The sequence below is a fragment of the Pseudomonas sp. LBUM1658 genome (assembly GCF_059716055.1).
The window spans coordinates 5,581,827-5,598,184 of sequence record NZ_CP166798.1; the positions used below are offsets into that span (position 1 = coordinate 5,581,827).

Below are 16,358 nucleotides of genomic sequence, written 5' to 3' on the forward strand. Positions count from 1 at the left end.
CCTTCCAATGCGCCACCAGATTCATGACCTGCTTGCCCCGCTGCCGGGCACTGCACGACAGATTCACAGTTTCCACTTCGGTCCGCAGCAGGCCGAAGGCAAGATCTACATCCAGTCGTCCCTGCATGCTGACGAACTGCCCGGCATGCTGGTGGCCTGGCACCTCAAGCTGCGGCTGGCCGAGCTGCAAGCTCAAGGCCGCCTGCGCAGTGAAATCGTGCTGGTGCCGGTGGCCAACCCGGTCGGCCTGGAACAGGTGCTGATGGACCTGCCGCTGGGCCGCTACGAGCTGGAAAGCGGGCAGAACTTCAATCGCTGGTTTGTCGACCTGAGTGAAGAAGTCGGTAACGAGATCGAGGGGCAGCTCACGGATGACCCTAAATATAACCTCCAACTGATCCGTAGCAGTATGCGCAAGGCGTTGGCCCGGCAAACCCCCGGCACCCAACTGCAATCCCAGCGCCTGACCCTGCAACGACTGGCCTGCGATGCAGACATGGTGCTGGATCTGCATTGCGATTTCGAAGCCGTCGCGCACCTGTACACCACCCCTGAGGCCTGGCCGCAAGTCGAGCCTTTGGCACGCTACATCGGTGCCGAAGCCAGCCTGCTGGCGACCGACTCGGGCGGACAGTCCTTCGATGAATGCTTCACCCTGCTCTGGTGGCAGTTGCAACAGCGCTTCGGCGAGCATTTCGAGATTCCGCCGGGCAGCTTTTCGGTCACCGTCGAGCTGCGTGGACAGGGGGATGTCAATCACGGGCTGGCCAGCCTGGACTGCCAGGCGATCATTGACTATCTGACACATTTCGGTGCCATCGCCGGCGAACCGGCGGCTCTGCCCGAGCTGCCCTACCCGGCCACCCCGCTGGCGGGCGTCGAACCGGTGACCACGGCGGTTGGCGGCCTGCTGGTATTTGCTGCGCTGCCGGGCGAATACCTTGAGGCCGGGCAACTGATCGCCGAAGTCATCGACCCGATCACCGACCGCGTCACGCCCATCCATTGCAAGAACGCCGGGTTGATGTACGCCCGTTCGCTGCGGCGCATGGCCACCGCCGGCATGGTGATCGCCCATGTCGCAGGCACCGAAGCCTATCGCAGCGGCTACCTACTTTCGCCTTGAGGATGCATGCCCCATGTACAAACTGACCATTGAAGGCCTGCATAAAAGCTACGGCGACCATGAAGTACTCAAAGGTGTTTCGCTCAAGGCCAAAACCGGCGACGTCATCAGCCTGATTGGCGCCAGCGGCTCGGGCAAGAGTACCTTTTTGCGCTGCATCAACTTTCTCGAACAGCCCAACGAATGCGCCATGACCCTGGATGACCAGCCGATCCGCCTGATCAAGGACCGGCATGGCATCCGTGTGGCCGACGAGGACGAGCTGCAGCGGATCCGCACCCGTTTGGCAATGGTGTTCCAGCACTTCAACCTGTGGAGCCACATGACGGTACTGGAAAACATCACCATGGCTCCGCGCCGGGTGCTGGGTTGCAGCAAGAAAGACGCCGAAGACCGCGCCCGGCGTTATCTGGACAAGGTCGGTCTGGCCGCCCGGGTCGCCGATCAATACCCGGCGTTTCTCTCCGGCGGTCAACAGCAACGCGTGGCCATCGCCCGGGCCCTGGCGATGGAACCGGAAGTCATGCTGTTCGACGAACCGACCTCGGCCCTGGACCCGGAACTGGTGGGCGAAGTGCTCAAGGTGATCCAGGGCCTGGCCGAAGAAGGCCGGACCATGATCATGGTGACCCACGAAATGAGCTTCGCCCGCAAGGTGTCGAGCCAGGTGCTGTTTCTGCACCAGGGGCTGGTCGAGGAAGAAGGTACGCCGGATGAGGTGCTGGGCAATCCGAAGAGTGAACGGTTGAAGCAGTTTCTCAGCGGCAACCTGAAATAGCTCCCCCTCCCCGGCTACTCTGTTGCCGGTCACGCCTTTCGCGGTCCATGTAGCAGCTGCCGCAGACTGCGCCAGCTGCTACGGGAGGAATGTGCGGAGCCGCAAACCCCTTGCGTCAGGCAACAGGCGCGGGAGGCGGCTCATCCGGCAGGGTTGGCTCACCGGGTTCGGTCGGTTGTTCGTTCGGGGTATCCGGATCGGGTTGACCAGGAATGCCGCCCGCCGCCGTGACCGACGGATGCGCCAACAGAGACCAGGCCAGCACACCGACCTGATTGGGCTCAAGCCTTGCCAGTTCGGCACTTATTCGCGGATCGAGTTTCATAGGGCACTCCTGAGCGTTGGCCCGGCTCGCATTGCGCGAACCGGAGCAGTACTTTCAATAGAGTATCTGCCCGCTCAAGAATTCCCACTGTTCGTCAGATACCTGGATCAGGTACGCGGCAAGGTGACGCCAAGCTGACCCTGGTACTTGCCTCCACGGTCCTTGTAGGAGACTTCACACTCTTCATCGGACTCGAAAAACAGCATCTGCGCCACGCCTTCATTGGCGTAGATCTTCGCCGGCAGCGTGGTGGTGTTGGAAAACTCCAGGGTCACATGGCCTTCCCACTCAGGTTCGAGCGGTGTGACATTGACGATGATGCCGCAGCGCGCGTAGGTGCTTTTACCCAGGCAGATCGTCAGCACATTGCGCGGTATACGGAAAAACTCCACGGTACGGGCCAGGGCGAAAGAGTTCGGCGGGATGATGCACACGTCGCTTTTGACGTCGACGAAGCTCTTCTCATCGAAGTTCTTCGGATCGACGGTCGCTGAGTTGATGTTGGTGAACACCTTGAATTCATCCGCGCAACGCACGTCGTAGCCGTAGCTCGAGACGCCGTAGGAAATCACCCGGTCAGCGCCTTCGCCGCGCACCTGACGCTCTACAAAGGGCTCGATCATGCCGTGCTCTTGCGCCATGCGGCGAATCCACTTGTCCGATTTGATGCTCATGGCGGGTGTCCTGAATAGCGAGGTGGAAAAATTCTGTCCGGCATCTTACCGGGGCGCGCCGCCGGGTTCAAAGTCTGGGGGGCTTTTCTCGTCGATCCCCAGCAATAGTTACGGTACACAGCCATGAGCAGCGCACCGTCAGTCACGAAAATAGAGAAACCTTCGCAAAGACCATTGGCACGTTCCGGAAAACGGGTTAAGGTAGTGCCACTGTGCTGCTTGTGTCACTGAGAATCTCTACACGATATGTTGAATTTCGATCCAACCATCTCCAAGAATTTTTCCTGCTCTTTGCACTCAGTCTCGGCCAGGGCTTTTCCTGAGTCGCAGTTAACTTTGTCCAAGGAGATACACCATGTCTAATCGCCAAACTGGTACCGTTAAGTGGTTCAACGATGAAAAAGGCTTCGGCTTCATCACTCCACAATCCGGTGACGACCTGTTCGTTCACTTCAAAGCTATCCAATCTGACGGCTTCAAAAGCCTGAAAGAAGGCCAACAGGTCTCTTTCGTCGCTACCCGCGGCCAGAAAGGCATGCAAGCTGAAGAAGTTCAAGTTATCTAACTTGTAACTGATACAGCAAAAGCCCCGCCCTTAAAAGCGGGGCTTTTTTGTGCCTGTCTGTTTTGTCCTTCAGGTGTACCCGGTTAGAGCCTGCGATCTTTTGGCGGTTCTGGGGATTGCCCAGGAGCAAAGATCAAAAGATCGCAGCCTGCGGCAGCTCCTACACGGGCGTGCGCGTACCCCGCACAAACGGGCCGGCCGCCTCGCTTTTGCTTTTGCTTTTGCTTTTGATCTACCCGCCCCTTCGGAAGGCCGAGTGGAGGTGTTCATCAGGGGGGGGTGGCGCGTAGCGCCGTCAGCGAAGCTGACTCCGCCGCGGCGCGGCGCCCCATGATGGACGCCGGAGCGAGGGAACGCCGAGCCTAGGCGAGGGGCCGAACGCTCGGGGCGAGACCTTTTGGGTACTTTTGGCTGGGCCGGCACTCCGGGCGTTTGCCAAAAGTGCCTCGCCGTAAGGGCGAAACCCTAAGTGGCCGTTACCGCAGGAATGGATATGTACACCAGTGAGAAATAGGCCGGCTACCAGGCCGCCTTCACGCCCTGAGCCTTTCCGTCAACACGGTTTGGCCTTGTCGGGCCGCTATCGCGAGCAAGCTCGCTCCCACAATGGGTCGGGGTACATCCGTTGCAGGAGCCGGCGAAGGGAATACGCTTACCAGGTAACGCCAAACCCAGCGGTGTAACGGGTTTTGCTCAAGTCCCCCTCCTCGGCACCACTGACAATATCCTTCTCCGCCTTGAGGTTGAGCGACGCCCAATCCGTGACCCGATAGCGCAAGCCGAGCTCGGCATCAAGCGAGTAATCGGCCACGCCCGATAGTGGCTTGCCGACTTCGCCGTTGGTGAAGAACTCGACCTTCTTGCCGATCAGGAAACGGTTGTAGTCCCACTTCATCGCCAGGGAATAGAAGTCGTCCTTGCCGCCGTCCGCATACTCATAGTCGGTATGGTTTACCAACGAGCCCAGGGAAAACGCGCCCAATTCATTATCCCAGAATTGATAACCCGGGCCGGTACCCACGGTACGCTGGCGAGCCAGGTCTTCGACTTTGTCGCGCTTGTAGATTGCACGCCCCTGCCAGAACCACTTCTCGGTCAGGAAGCGATCGAGCGCATATTCGGCCTGCCAGTTGTCAGTGGTCACCACATCGTCCTGGAACTCGCGGTTGTATTCGCCTTCAGCCGTATGCCGCCACTTGCCGTGACGCGCACTGGTCTTGAAACCAACGTCGTAATCGTCGGTATCCTTGTCTGCACGCTGATAATCCAGCGCCATATCAATATTTCCCTTCAACACCAGATCTTCGACGACCGGCTTGGGCTTGAGGATCTGCTGGATACTCGCCAGCTCAACGGTCTTGGGCGCATCACCGTTGGCCAGGGTCACCTTGCCGTCCTCTGCCGCATGCAAGGCCTTAGCCTTCTCGCCGGTATAGGCATCCTGTTTGACCAGCAGCTGCTGATCGCTTTCAAGGGTCTTGACCTCTTTCCAGTCAATCGGGACAGCCCCGGCATATTCGGTCTGGATCAGCAGTTTCCCGCCATCGAAGACACTGATTTTGCCGCTCAGACGGTCACCGTTTTTCAACCAGACCGTATCGGCGAGCAGAGGGGCGGAGGCACTTGCAACAGCGAGGCACAGCAGAGTTCTGGACAACATAAGCAAAACAAGACTCAGGTTCGCGAAAAAAAGGCGGCATTATCCCCATAGAGAAAGCCTTGGCTAAGACTGACCCGACGATTTGTATTGAGTTCATTTCTCATCCAGCATTTGAGGACTTACTCTACAGACGGTAATCCCCTCCTTCAGGAACCCTGAGCGTGACTGACGCATCTGCCGAATCCGAAAGCCCGGCGCAAATCCGACGCACGGCGCTCTATTTGACCCTCGCCCAAGTCCCTGTGGGCAAAGTGGTGAGCTATGGTCAGTTGGCCGAGCTGGCCGGGCTCGGCCGTGCCGCGCGCTGGGTCGGGCGCACCCTCAGCCAGTTGCCCGGCGACAGCAAATTACCCTGGCATCGCGTGCTCGGTGCTGGCGGGCGTCTGAGCCTGCCGGCCGGTAGCGCTTCCGGGGATGAGCAGCGCGCACGTTTACGTATGGAGGGCATTAGTATCCTGAACAATCGTGTTGATATTCAGCGCCATGGCTGGCGCCCGGTAGAGCACAGCGGTTAGAGTGCGCGCTTTGTTTCCGTAATCTGAGGCAGACTCCAGTCCATGCCCCGTAAAACCTGGCGCGCCGCACTTGCCGCCTATGCCAGCCCTTCGACACTCGTGTTGTTGCTGCTTGGATTCGCCGCCGGCCTGCCTTATATGCTGGTGTTTTCGACGCTTTCAGTCTGGTTGCGTGAAGCCGGCGTGGCCCGCGAAACCATCGGCTACGCCAGCCTGATCGGCCTCGCTTATGCCTTTAAATGGGTATGGTCGCCGCTGCTCGATCAATGGCGCCTGCCGTTTCTCGGCAAACTCGGTCGTCGTCGATCCTGGCTGGTCCTGGCCCAGGCGCTGGTCATCCTCGGATTGGTCGGCATGGGCTTCTGCGACCCACAGAAACACCTATCGTGGTTGATTGCCATCGCCGTAGTCGTGGCCTTCGCCTCGGCTACCCAGGACATTGCAGTCGACGCCTATCGCCTGGAAATTGCCGAAGACAGTCGCCAGGCTGCACTGGCCGCCGCCTATATGTCCGGTTATCGAATTGCAGCACTCTTGGCGACGGCGGGCGCGCTGTTCTTCGCCGAAGGTTTCGGCTCCACCGGATTCAACTACAAGCACTCAGCCTGGGCCGGCACCTATATCCTGTTCGGTGCGCTGATGGTCCCGGCGCTGCTCACCAGCTTCTTCATGCGTGAACCGCCCGTACCGCTGCGCACTCAACTGTCTGCGGGGCGCTACAGCTTCGCGCATCAACTGGCCTCGGTGTTCGTCCTGATCGTACTGCTGGTTTCCGTACCGGCGATGTTTACCCAGCTCTATAACACCGACTTCTCCAGCGTACTGTTCGATGGCACCAGCCCGCTCGACCTGTTGCTGGAAGACCGCGCCTTCCTGCGGGCTATCCTCTATGTCACGCTCACTAGCCTGTGCCTCTCGAGCATGGGCCGCCGCGGCCTGGCTCCGGTACTGACACCGGTCAACGACTTCATCCTGCGTTATCGCTGGCAGGCCTTCCTGCTGCTGGGCCTGATTGCCACCTATCGGATGTCGGACACGGTCATGGGCGTCATGGCCAATGTGTTCTATATCGACCAGGGCTTCACCAAGGATCAGATCGCCAGTGTCAGCAAGATTTTCGGCCTGATCATGACCCTGGTCGGCGCCGGCATGGGTGGGCTGCTGATCGTGCGCTTCGGCATCCTGCCGATCCTGCTGATCGGCGGTATCGCCTCGGCCGCCACCAACTTGCTGTTCCTGATGCTCGCCGACATGGGCGCCAACCTGAACATGCTGATCGCCACCATCTCGCTGGATAACTTCAGCTCGGGCTTGGCCACTTCGGCGTTTGTCGCTTACCTTTCGAGTCTGACCAACCTGAAGTTCTCTGCCACTCAATACGCCCTGCTCAGCTCGATCATGCTGTTGCTGCCACGGCTGATCGGCGGTTACTCCGGGGTGATGGTGGAAAAATTCGGCTATCACGACTTTTTCCTGATCACCGCCCTGCTCGGCGTGCCCACCTTGCTGTTGATCGGCTTGCAGTGGCGTCAAGAACACCGCCGCGCCCGCATAGCCAATGACGCCACGGTGACCGAAGAGTCCTGACAAGCTCCCAAGTGGGCGACTTTGGTCGCCCTACCCCGGTTCGTCCGGCTGCAATCCTGTACGCCAACGGATCTCGCCCGTACAATGCTCCGTCATTTCTAGTCATCAGCAACCGACAACGGCCAACCATGCGCACCAGTCAATATTTGCTCGCCACACAGAAAGAAACGCCTTCCGATGCGGTAGTGATCAGCCATCAGCTGATGCTGCGCGCCGGCATGATCCGCAAACTCGCCTCGGGCCTGTACACCTGGCTGCCGATGGGCTTGCGAGTGATGCGCAAGGTCGAAGCCATCGTTCGTGAAGAAATGAACGCCGCCGGCTCTCTTGAAGTGTTGATGCCGAGCACACAACCGTCTGAGCTGTGGCAGGAATCCGGTCGTTGGGAAGAGTACGGCCCTGAATTGCTGCGCTTCAAGGATCGCCACGGTCGCGATTTCTGCGCCGGCCCGACTCACGAAGAAGTCATCACCGACCTGATGCGTAACGAGTTGAGCAGCTACAAACAGCTGCCGATCAACCTGTATCAGATCCAGACCAAATTCCGTGACGAAATCCGCCCACGCTTCGGTTTGATGCGCGGCCGCGAGTTCATCATGAAGGACGCCTATTCGTTCCACGCTGATCAGCCTTCGCTGCAGATCACCTACGACCGCATGTACCAGGCGTATTGCAACGTATTCACCCGTCTGGGCCTGAAGTTCCGTGCTGTTGAAGCCGACAACGGCTCGATCGGCGGTGCCGGCTCCCATGAGTTCCACGTACTGGCCGAATCCGGCGAAGACGATATCGTCTTCAGCAACGGTTCCGACTACGCCGCGAACATCGAGAAAGCCGAAGCCGTGCCGCGCGAACTCTCCCGCGCCGCACCGACCGAAGATCTGCGTCTGGTCGACACGCCGAACGCCAAGACCATCGCGCAACTGGTCGAAGGCTTCAACCTGCCGATCGAGAAGACCATCAAGACTCTGGTGGTTCACGCTGAAGAGAAAGGCAAGCTGATTGCCCTGATCATCCGTGGCGACCACGAGCTGAACGAAATCAAGGCCGCCAACCAGCCTGGCGTTGCCAGCCCGCTGGTCATGGCTTCCGAAGCCGAACTGCGCGACGCCATTGGCGCCGGTGCCGGCTCCCTCGGTCCGTTGAGCCTGCCGCTGCCAATCATCATCGACCGTTCCGTCGAGTTGATGAGCGACTTCGGCATCGGCGCCAATATCGACGACAAGCACTACTTCGGCGTGAACTGGGAGCGCGACCTGCCGGTTCCGACCGTTGCCGACCTGCGTAACGTCGTGGCCGGCGACCCAAGCCCGGACGGCAAAGGCACCCTGGAAATCAAGCGCGGCATCGAAGTCGGGCACATCTTCCAGCTGGGCAACAAGTACAGCAAAGCGATGAAGTGCGAAGTGCTGGGCGAAAACGGCAAGCCGGTCACCCTGGAAATGGGCTGCTACGGCATCGGCGTTTCCCGCGTGGTGGCTGCGGCCATCGAGCAGAACAACGACACCAACGGGATCATCTGGAGCGACACTTTGGCGCCGTTCCAGATTGCGCTGGTACCACTGCGCTACGAAACCGAACAGGTTCGCGAAGCCACCGACAAGCTCTATGCAGAACTGACTGCAGCCGGCTTCGAAGTACTGCTGGACGACCGCGACAAGAAAACCAGCCCGGGCATCAAGTTCGCAGACATGGAGCTGATCGGCATTCCACACCGGATCGTGGTCAGTGACCGCGGCCTCGCCGAAGGCAACCTGGAATACAAGAGCCGTACCGAGGCCGAGGCGCATGCGCTGCCGGTCGCTGACGTACTGTCATTCCTCCAGGCCCGTATCCGCCGCTGAAACCAGATCAAGAGAAGTCATGCTCAAGCGAAACACCTTAAGCCTCGGTGGTGCCGCCCTGTGCGGCACCCTGCTGCTCAGCGGCTGTGCCAACCAGATGTCTCAACGCAGCGAGCACGAGGAGCGCATCGAGCGCAAATTGCTCGAGCACAGCCTGCAGATCGATGTTGGCGAGCCTAAGGTGCTTGAGCTGCCGCAACGTCGTGTGCGGATCCATGAACAGAAGACCTTCGAGGTCACCGAATTCGAAGTCACCCGGCGCTATGATCGCTACACGCCTTACCAACCCTGGCGGGAGGTCTACGAGATCCCGCTGGGTGCCGTGGCGGTAGTGGCTGGCGTCGGCGCGAACGTGGTCAACGTGTTTGCCCTCGGCAACCTGCCGGACAGCGTCACCATGGACTGGATCAGTTACGGCGTGGCCGGGCTCAACCCGTTCATGAACGTGCAGTCCCATGGTCGTGCGCAGCAGAACCTGGCCGGTATCGACGAAACCCAGCGCGACAAACGCCTGGAATACTCGAGCCTGCCATGGAGCGAGCGCCCGGTTGAGGTCAAGACCGGCAAGTTCACTTTCAATCTGAGCACCGACCGCAACGGTGTTCTGCGCCTGAACCTGCTGGACAGTCCGTTTGCCGAACACGACCTGAACCACCTCAGCAAGCTGCAGATCAGTGTCGAAGATGCCCAGGACGAGGTGCATTCGGACTCATCCCTGGCCATCAGCAGCACCTTGCGCGGCAAGATGCTGGAAGCTCACGGCCTGATCTACGACGACCTCGAGGATGACGAAGTCAGCCAGTGGGTACACAGGGTGAAACGCCTGTCGGAACTGGGCCTGGAAGAAGAAGCCAGCGAACTGGAACAGAGCCTGATCGAATTGACCCGCAACGATCCCGAGTTGCAGCAGGAATTCCTCAAGTCATTGACCAAGGATGCCGGGCGATTGGTGGCAGATCCAGGGGCCTGATGAGGTCAGTTACGATTGCGGGCAATTCCAATATCAGGGCGCCCGCAAAAAGATCGCAGCCTGCGGCAGCTCCTACCGGCTAAACAACTCCAACTGCTCATGCCCACCACTTAGATCCAGCAAACGCACGCCAATCCCCAATAACCGCACCGGTTTGTCGCCTCGGTTAAACGCCTGGGTCAGCAGCTGCTGATACCCCTCCAGATCCCGTCCGGCCCCTGCTTGTTCCAGCGTGGTCTGGGTAAAATCGTGGAATTTCACTTTGACGAAGGGTTTGCCCGGCCGATAACTGCTGTCAATCCTCGCCATGCGCCCGCTCAGGGTTTCCAGCAGCTCGGGCAACTTTTCCAGGCAGCTGGCCAGATCCGGCAGGTCCACATCGTAGGTATTCTCGACACTGACCGACTGCCGCCGGCTGTCGTTCTGCACCAGCCGCTCATCGATCCCGCGAGCCAGACCCCAGAGCCGCTCGCCGAAGCTGCCGAATTCGCGCACCAGCGCCAACTTGCTCCAGTCCCGCAGATCCAGGCAATTGACGATGCCCAGCCGGCCCAATTTGTCCGCCGTCACCTTCCCCACCCCGTGCAGCTTGCTGACCGGCAGCGCGGAAACAAAATCCTCGACCTGATCCGGGGTAATCACAAACAGGCCGTTGGGCTTTTTCCAATCGCTGGCGATCTTGGCCAGAAACTTGTTCGGCGCCACCCCGGCCGACACTGTGATATGCAATTGATTAGACACGCGCCGGCGGATGTCTTGCGCGATGCGCGTGGCGCTGCCGGCAAAATGCGGACTATCGGAAACATCGAGATAGGCCTCATCCAGTGACAGGGGCTCGATCAGCTCGGTGTAATCGCGAAAAATCGTCTGGATCTCTTTCGAGGCTTCCTTATAGGCCTCCATGCGCGGCTTGACGATCACCAGGTCCGGACACAACTTCAAGGCATGCCGCGAAGACATGGCCGAGCGCACCCCATAGGCCCGCGCCTCATAGTTACAGGTAGCAATCACCCCACGCCGCTCCGCCGACCCGCCAACAGCCAGCGGTTTACCGGCCAGATTCGGGTCGTCACGCATCTCGATAGCGGCATAGAAGCAATCACAGTCGACGTGGATGATTTTGCGCTGCGTCATATAAAGGCAGTGTTCGTTAAGGGCAAAAGAGTTCAAGATGAAACTGTTCGGCAGTATCTCACCGACACCTGTATATAGCACCAGTGCTTTGAATCTTCGCCTGCCTATGTAGGAAAAAACCTCAGTGGATTCGTTTTTTCAATCAGGACAGGCGGTCCAATAGAGCTGGAGGCCTTGCGCAGTAAGCCTCCGGGGCATATTGATCTGCCCTTCTGAGAAGCTAAGCGATTGAACAGGAACAGGTTTTTATAAGATTTAAGTTGACAGGCCGGCGATCCTCTGTAGAATGCCGACACACAGACGCGGGATGGAGCAGTCTGGTAGCTCGTCGGGCTCATAACCCGAAGGTCGTCGGTTCAAATCCGGCTCCCGCAACCAAACATCAAAAAAGGCTACTCGAAAGAGTGGCCTTTTTTGTATGTGTCGCTTTTACAATCACACCCCTCCTGCAGTTGGCCTAATGTGAAAAACCTTTGTGATTCTGGCACTTACTCTGCAGAAACGAGCAAAAGCCGAGTTATTTGCGCTTATTTGCCTCACCAGAGCATTAATGGTTGACTCTCAAGCGCACCCCTGTAGGATGCCGCCACACAGACGCGGGATGGAGCAGTCTGGTAGCTCGTCGGGCTCATAACCCGAAGGTCGTCGGTTCAAATCCGGCTCCCGCAACCAAACATCGAAAAAGGCTACTCGAAAGAGTGGCCTTTTTTGTGCGCGTGCCTTTCTACCCTCCCCTGGCACAACCTGCGCCGCAGCCATCAAAAACTGGCGCGCGAGGAAAATCCGTTGCGCCTCTGACACTTAAGCCTCTGCTCCGACCTATTTGCGCTTATTTGACCCCTCAGGCCATTAACGGTTGACACTCAAGCGATCGCCTGTAGAATGCCGCCACACAGACGCGGGATGGAGCAGTCTGGTAGCTCGTCGGGCTCATAACCCGAAGGTCGTCGGTTCAAATCCGGCTCCCGCAACCAAACATCAAAAAAGGCTACTCGAAAGAGTGGCCTTTTTTGTGTCTGTCGAAAAACCCTGAGGCAATCCCCCTCCCCACGAGACGCGTTAACATTATGAAATTATTTTTCCATAGGGATTGGTAACTTGGCTGGATACCCCCATCCTGTCGCGCACGATCCAAGAGGTGATTGATGCGCACCAACTCGTCTGATCCACAAGACACCGTCACAGCGACCCAACCGATCCCTGCCACTCGTCTGCGCTGGCTCGATCTGTTGAGCAAATACCGCCAGCCCATCGGTCTGGCGGTCACTCTGTTGTTATTCGTTATTGCACTGATTGCCTGTCGCCACCTGCTGAGCGATCTCGATCTGAATGCCCTGCACGACTCCATCCTTGAAGTGCCGAAACCGGCCTTGCTTGGGGCAGTGGCGGCAACCGTGGTCGGCTTCATCATCATGTTGGGCTACGAGTGGTCGGCCAGCCGCTATGCCGGCGTGAAGCTGTCGCCGCGCATCCTGGCCCTCGGAGGATTCAGCGCCTTCGCAATCGGCAATGCCGTGGGCCTTTCGCTGCTGTCCGGCGGCTCGGTGCGTTACCGCTTATATGCGCGCTTTGGTGTGGGGGCTTCTGAAGTCGCCTACATGACACTGTTTGCCAGCCTGTCGCTGGGTTGCGCGCTGCCACCGCTGGCTGCCCTGGCTACACTGAGCGAGCTGCCAGCCGCCTCTGCCGCGCTGCGCCTGCCCGAACCCCTGCTGGGTGTGATCGCCATTGCGGTGCTGCTCCTTGGCGCGGTGCTGGCGATCGGCATCTACCGCCGTCGCCTGCCCGATCAACCATTGGCGGACAACCTGCTGATTCGAATCGGCCGCCGGACCCTGCGTCTGCCCGGGCGCCGCCTGACCTTCCTGCAACTGATGATCACCGCACTGGACGTGGCCGCCGCGGCTACCGTGCTCTATCTATTGCTGCCCGAGGCCCCGCCCTTCGGCGCTTTTCTGCTGGTCTATCTGCTGGCGCTGGCCGCTGGCGTACTGAGCCATGTACCTGGCGGCGTCGGGGTGTTCGAGGCCGTTCTGCTGGCAGCCTTCGCCGACACACTGGGCGCCGCCCCCCTGGCCGCGGCTTTGCTGTTGTATCGGCTGATCTACGTGGTCATGCCGTTGCTGGTGGCCTGCCTGCTGCTACTGATCAGCGAAGCCCAACGCCTGTTTCAGTCTCGTCAATCCCTACGGGCAGCCTCGGGTCTGGCCGCACCGATCCTTGCGGTACTGGTGTTTCTGTCCGGCGTTGTGCTGCTGTTTTCCGGTGTCACACCGGAAATCGACACTCGCCTGGAACACATCGGTTTTCTGATCCCCCCCCGCCTGGTCGATGCCTCACACTTCGGTGCGAGCCTGATCGGCGTGCTTTGCCTGCTGCTGGCTCAAGGCTTGCGTCGGCGACTGTCGGCGGCCTGGATGCTGACCATCGTTCTGCTGCTGGTGGGCGCCCTGCTCTCCCTGCTCAAGGGTTTCGACTGGGAAGAGGCCAGCCTGTTGACCCTGACTGCCTGTCTGCTGGCGGTATTCCGCAGCTCGTTTTATCGGCCGAGCCGACTGACCGAACTGCCGTTCTCGCCGCTATATCTGGTGGCCAGCGTCTGTGTGCTGGGGGCGTCGATCTGGCTGCTGCTGTTTGCCTACCAGGATGTGCCCTACAGCCGGGAACTCTGGTGGCAATTCACCCTCGACGCCAATGCTCCGCGCGGCTTGCGCTCGTTACTCGGCGCCGCGGTACTGCTGGCAGCGGTTTCTCTGACCTGGTTGCTGCGCACCGCGCGCCCGGTGATCCATCTGCCGACCGCTGAAGAAATGGACAAGGCGCTAAAAATTCTCATGGCCTCGGCCCAACCGGACGGCGGCCTGGCCCTGACGGGTGACAAGGCGTTGCTGTTTCACCCCAATGACGACGCGTTCCTGATGTACGCGCGCCGTGGTCGCAGCCTGGTAGCGTTGTACGACCCCATCGGCCCGCCCCAACAACGGGCCGAAATGATCTGGCAATTCCGCGACCTGTGCGACATCCATCACGCCCGCCCAGTGTTCTATCAAGTGCGCGCCGAGAATCTGCCGCACTACATGGACATCGGCCTGACGGCGATCAAACTCGGCGAAGAAGCCCGGGTCAATCTGAAACGCTTTGATCTCGAGGCTAAATGCAAAGAGATGAAAGACCTGCGCTACACCTGGAATCGTGGCACTCGCGACGGGCTGTCTCTAGAGATCTTTGATCCGGGTCAGTCGCCGATGGACGAACTGAAAGTCATCTCCGATGCCTGGCTGACCGGCAAGAACGTGCGCGAGAAAGGCTTCTCCCTCGGCCGTTTCAGCGATGATTACATGAAGCACTTTCGCGTCGCGATCATCCGATTTGAAGGGCGCCCGGTGGCCTTTGCCAACCTGCTCGAGACCTACAACCATGACCTGGCCAGCCTCGATTTGATGCGCGCCCATCCTGAAGCGCCAAAGCTGACCATGGAATTCATGATGGTCGGCCTGATTCAACATTATAAAAATCACGGATATGCACGTTTCAGCCTGGGCATGGTGCCGCTGTCGGGGCTACAACCCCGGCGCGGGGCGCCACTGACCCAGCGCCTCGGTTCGATGGTGTTCCGCCGTGGCGAGCAACTCTACAACTTTCAGGGGTTGCGCCGCTTCAAAGACAAGTTCCAGCCTGACTGGGAACCCCGTTACATGGCCGTGCCCGCCGGACTCGATCCGCTGGTGGCATTGGCCGATACCGCCGCCCTGATTGCGGGCGGCTTGACTGGATTGGTGAAACGCTGATGATTCAACGCTACTGGCGGTATTTACTGGCCACTCTGGGGGTGCTTGCCCTGATCCTCGGTGGTGGCTATTGGTTCTGGAACCGCCCGGCACCGGAGCCGACGCTTGAACACCTGACACCGACCGATGGCTCGACCATGACCCGCGTCACTCCTGGCAGCGCTGCCCGCGCGCAGGTGGTGGTGGCCGTTACCGCCGAGCAAAAGCTCAACGACCAACAGCTGCTGACCCTGAGCCGTGGCGGTGCGGCGCAGATCGTTCAGGTGATCCTGCCGAAGGATTGCGTGCTGCAAGGTCGCGCATTGCAATCGGCCCTCAAGCAACTCAAAGGTCCGGCCACCCTGGTCAGCGGCATCGGTCCCGGGGCGGTCCTGGCCTGGCGCTGGCTGGCCGAGCAGAAAGATGACAAGGCCCGGGCCATCTCGGTGGATCTGGCCCTGGAAAAACCCGGTTGCACTCATCTGCTGCCAAAAGCCGCGGCCCACGGTCACTGGCTGGTGGCCTGGAACGACAACCCCGACGACACCAGTGCCGGCTTCGTCCGGGATCAAGCCAACGCCGAAACCAGCATCAGCGACTACGACATCAACCTGCCGCAAGTGCTGAACAATGAGCTGCGCAAAATACTCATGGGCTCGGACAAGGGCAATGGCGGCCTGAACATCCCGGTGGTCGAAGTCCCGGCCGGCCAGGCCAAGGACACCGTGACCCTGTTCCTCTCCGGTGACGGCGGCTGGCGTGACCTGGACCGCGACGTGGCCGGCGAAATGGCCAAGATCGGTTACCCGGTGGTCGGCATCGACACCCTGCGCTACTACTGGCAGCACAAGAGCCCGGAACAAAGCGCCACCGACCTCAGCGAACTGATGCAACACTATCGGCAGAAATGGGGCACCAAACGCTTCGTGCTGACGGGCTACTCCTTCGGTGCCGACGTGCTGCCAGCCATCTACAACCGTCTGCCGGAAGCCGAACAGCAACGGGTCGACGCCATTATCCTGCTGGCCTTCGCCCGCACCGGCAGCTTCGAAATCGAAGTCGAAGGCTGGCTTGGCAACGCCGGCAAGGAAGCCGCCACCGGCCCGGAAATGGCCAAACTGCCAGCGAACAAAGTGCTGTGCATCTACGGTGAAGAAGAAGTCGACGAAAGCGGCTGCACCGAAAAAACCGCCGTCGGTGAAGCCATGAAGCTGCCTGGTGGCCACCACTTCGACGAGAACTATCCCGCCCTGGCTCAACGCCTGGTCGATGCGATCGAGAAACGCCAGGGCAAGACCCGGGTCGCCGAAGAGTGACCTGAGCATCGCCCATGAAAAAGCCCCCGCTGCCGCAAGGCAACGGGGGCTTTTTATTTTTCGACGCAAACCAGAGACCTTCGGCGCGGTTGCGATC

Annotated in this window: 13 protein-coding genes and 3 tRNA genes; 12 read left to right on the forward strand and 4 right to left on the reverse strand. The window is 59.7% G+C overall.

Going from position 1 to position 16,358, the window contains the following annotated elements:
• Positions 1-7: 7 nt before the first annotated feature.
• Positions 8-1,126, forward strand: a complete 1,119-nt coding sequence (locus tag ACA064_RS25795; RefSeq protein ID WP_497670652.1) for a succinylglutamate desuccinylase/aspartoacylase family protein — start codon at positions 8-10, stop codon at positions 1,124-1,126.
• Between the two features lie 13 nt (positions 1,127-1,139).
• A complete protein-coding gene (locus tag ACA064_RS25800) occupies positions 1,140-1,904 on the forward strand; it encodes an ABC transporter ATP-binding protein (RefSeq protein WP_497670653.1) in 765 nt (254 codons plus the stop codon).
• Between the two features lie 115 nt (positions 1,905-2,019).
• On the opposite strand, the gene ACA064_RS25805 is transcribed toward ACA064_RS25800, so the two are convergent.
• Together ACA064_RS25805 and dcd are read right to left on the reverse strand one after the other, a co-directional pair.
• On the reverse strand, positions 2,020-2,229 hold the full coding sequence (locus ACA064_RS25805) for a hypothetical protein (RefSeq protein ID WP_497670654.1): 210 nt from the start codon (positions 2,227-2,229) through the stop codon (positions 2,020-2,022).
• Positions 2,230-2,336: 107 nt separating this feature from the next.
• Positions 2,337-2,903: a dCTP deaminase gene (gene dcd / locus ACA064_RS25810; RefSeq protein WP_201114238.1), complete on the reverse strand. Its 567-nt coding sequence runs from the start codon at positions 2,901-2,903 to the stop codon at positions 2,337-2,339.
• 355 nt (positions 2,904-3,258) lie between these two features.
• Here dcd and ACA064_RS25815 point away from each other — a divergent pair, with 355 nt between their 5' ends.
• Complete coding sequence (locus ACA064_RS25815; RefSeq protein ID WP_014336857.1) at positions 3,259-3,468, forward strand: cold-shock protein; 210 nt, start codon at positions 3,259-3,261, stop codon at positions 3,466-3,468.
• Between the two features lie 652 nt (positions 3,469-4,120).
• Here the strand turns inward: ACA064_RS25815 and ACA064_RS25820 are convergent.
• Positions 4,121-5,128 carry a DUF481 domain-containing protein gene (locus tag ACA064_RS25820; protein WP_497670655.1) on the reverse strand — a complete coding sequence of 336 codons (1,008 nt, stop codon included), beginning with the start codon at positions 5,126-5,128 and terminating at the stop codon, positions 4,121-4,123.
• 161 nt (positions 5,129-5,289) lie between these two features.
• On the opposite strand from ACA064_RS25820, the gene ACA064_RS25825 reads away from it, so the two are divergent.
• The 4 genes from ACA064_RS25825 to ACA064_RS25840 all read left to right on the forward strand — a co-directional run bounded on the left by ACA064_RS25825 (position 5,290) and on the right by ACA064_RS25840 (position 10,044).
• Positions 5,290-5,643, forward strand: a complete 354-nt coding sequence (locus ACA064_RS25825; RefSeq protein WP_497670656.1) for an MGMT family protein — start codon at positions 5,290-5,292, stop codon at positions 5,641-5,643.
• A gap of 42 nt (positions 5,644-5,685) precedes the next feature.
• A complete protein-coding gene (locus ACA064_RS25830) occupies positions 5,686-7,230 on the forward strand; it encodes an AmpG family muropeptide MFS transporter (RefSeq protein WP_497670657.1) in 1,545 nt (514 codons plus the stop codon).
• Positions 7,231-7,358: 128 nt separating this feature from the next.
• Positions 7,359-9,074: a proline--tRNA ligase gene (locus ACA064_RS25835; RefSeq protein ID WP_497670658.1), complete on the forward strand. Its 1,716-nt coding sequence runs from the start codon at positions 7,359-7,361 to the stop codon at positions 9,072-9,074.
• Between the two features lie 19 nt (positions 9,075-9,093).
• Positions 9,094-10,044 (forward strand): hypothetical protein, encoded by a 951-nt coding sequence (locus tag ACA064_RS25840; protein WP_497670659.1) that lies wholly within the window; start codon positions 9,094-9,096, stop codon positions 10,042-10,044.
• Between the two features lie 72 nt (positions 10,045-10,116).
• Here ACA064_RS25840 and dinB read toward each other — a convergent pair whose 3' ends face one another.
• Complete coding sequence (dinB, locus tag ACA064_RS25845) at positions 10,117-11,178, reverse strand: DNA polymerase IV (RefSeq protein WP_497670660.1); 1,062 nt, start codon at positions 11,176-11,178, stop codon at positions 10,117-10,119.
• A 301-nt stretch (positions 11,179-11,479) separates the two neighbouring features.
• Here dinB and ACA064_RS25850 point away from each other — a divergent pair.
• The 5 genes from ACA064_RS25850 (at position 11,480) to ACA064_RS25870 (ending at position 16,261) form a co-directional block, all read left to right on the forward strand.
• Positions 11,480-11,556: transfer RNA gene (locus ACA064_RS25850), tRNA-Met, on the forward strand.
• A 217-nt stretch (positions 11,557-11,773) separates the two neighbouring features.
• A tRNA-Met gene (locus tag ACA064_RS25855) sits at positions 11,774-11,850 on the forward strand.
• Between the two features lie 225 nt (positions 11,851-12,075).
• Positions 12,076-12,152, forward strand: a tRNA-Met gene (locus ACA064_RS25860).
• A 171-nt stretch (positions 12,153-12,323) separates the two neighbouring features.
• Entirely contained in the window at positions 12,324-14,966 is a 2,643-nt protein-coding gene (mprF, locus tag ACA064_RS25865; RefSeq protein WP_497670661.1) for a bifunctional lysylphosphatidylglycerol flippase/synthetase MprF, read from the forward strand.
• Positions 14,966-16,261 carry a virulence factor family protein gene (locus ACA064_RS25870; protein ID WP_497670662.1) on the forward strand — a complete coding sequence of 432 codons (1,296 nt, stop codon included), beginning with the start codon at positions 14,966-14,968 and terminating at the stop codon, positions 16,259-16,261. Before mprF ends, ACA064_RS25870 begins: the two co-directional genes overlap by 1 nt.
• Positions 16,262-16,358 lie beyond the last annotated feature (97 nt).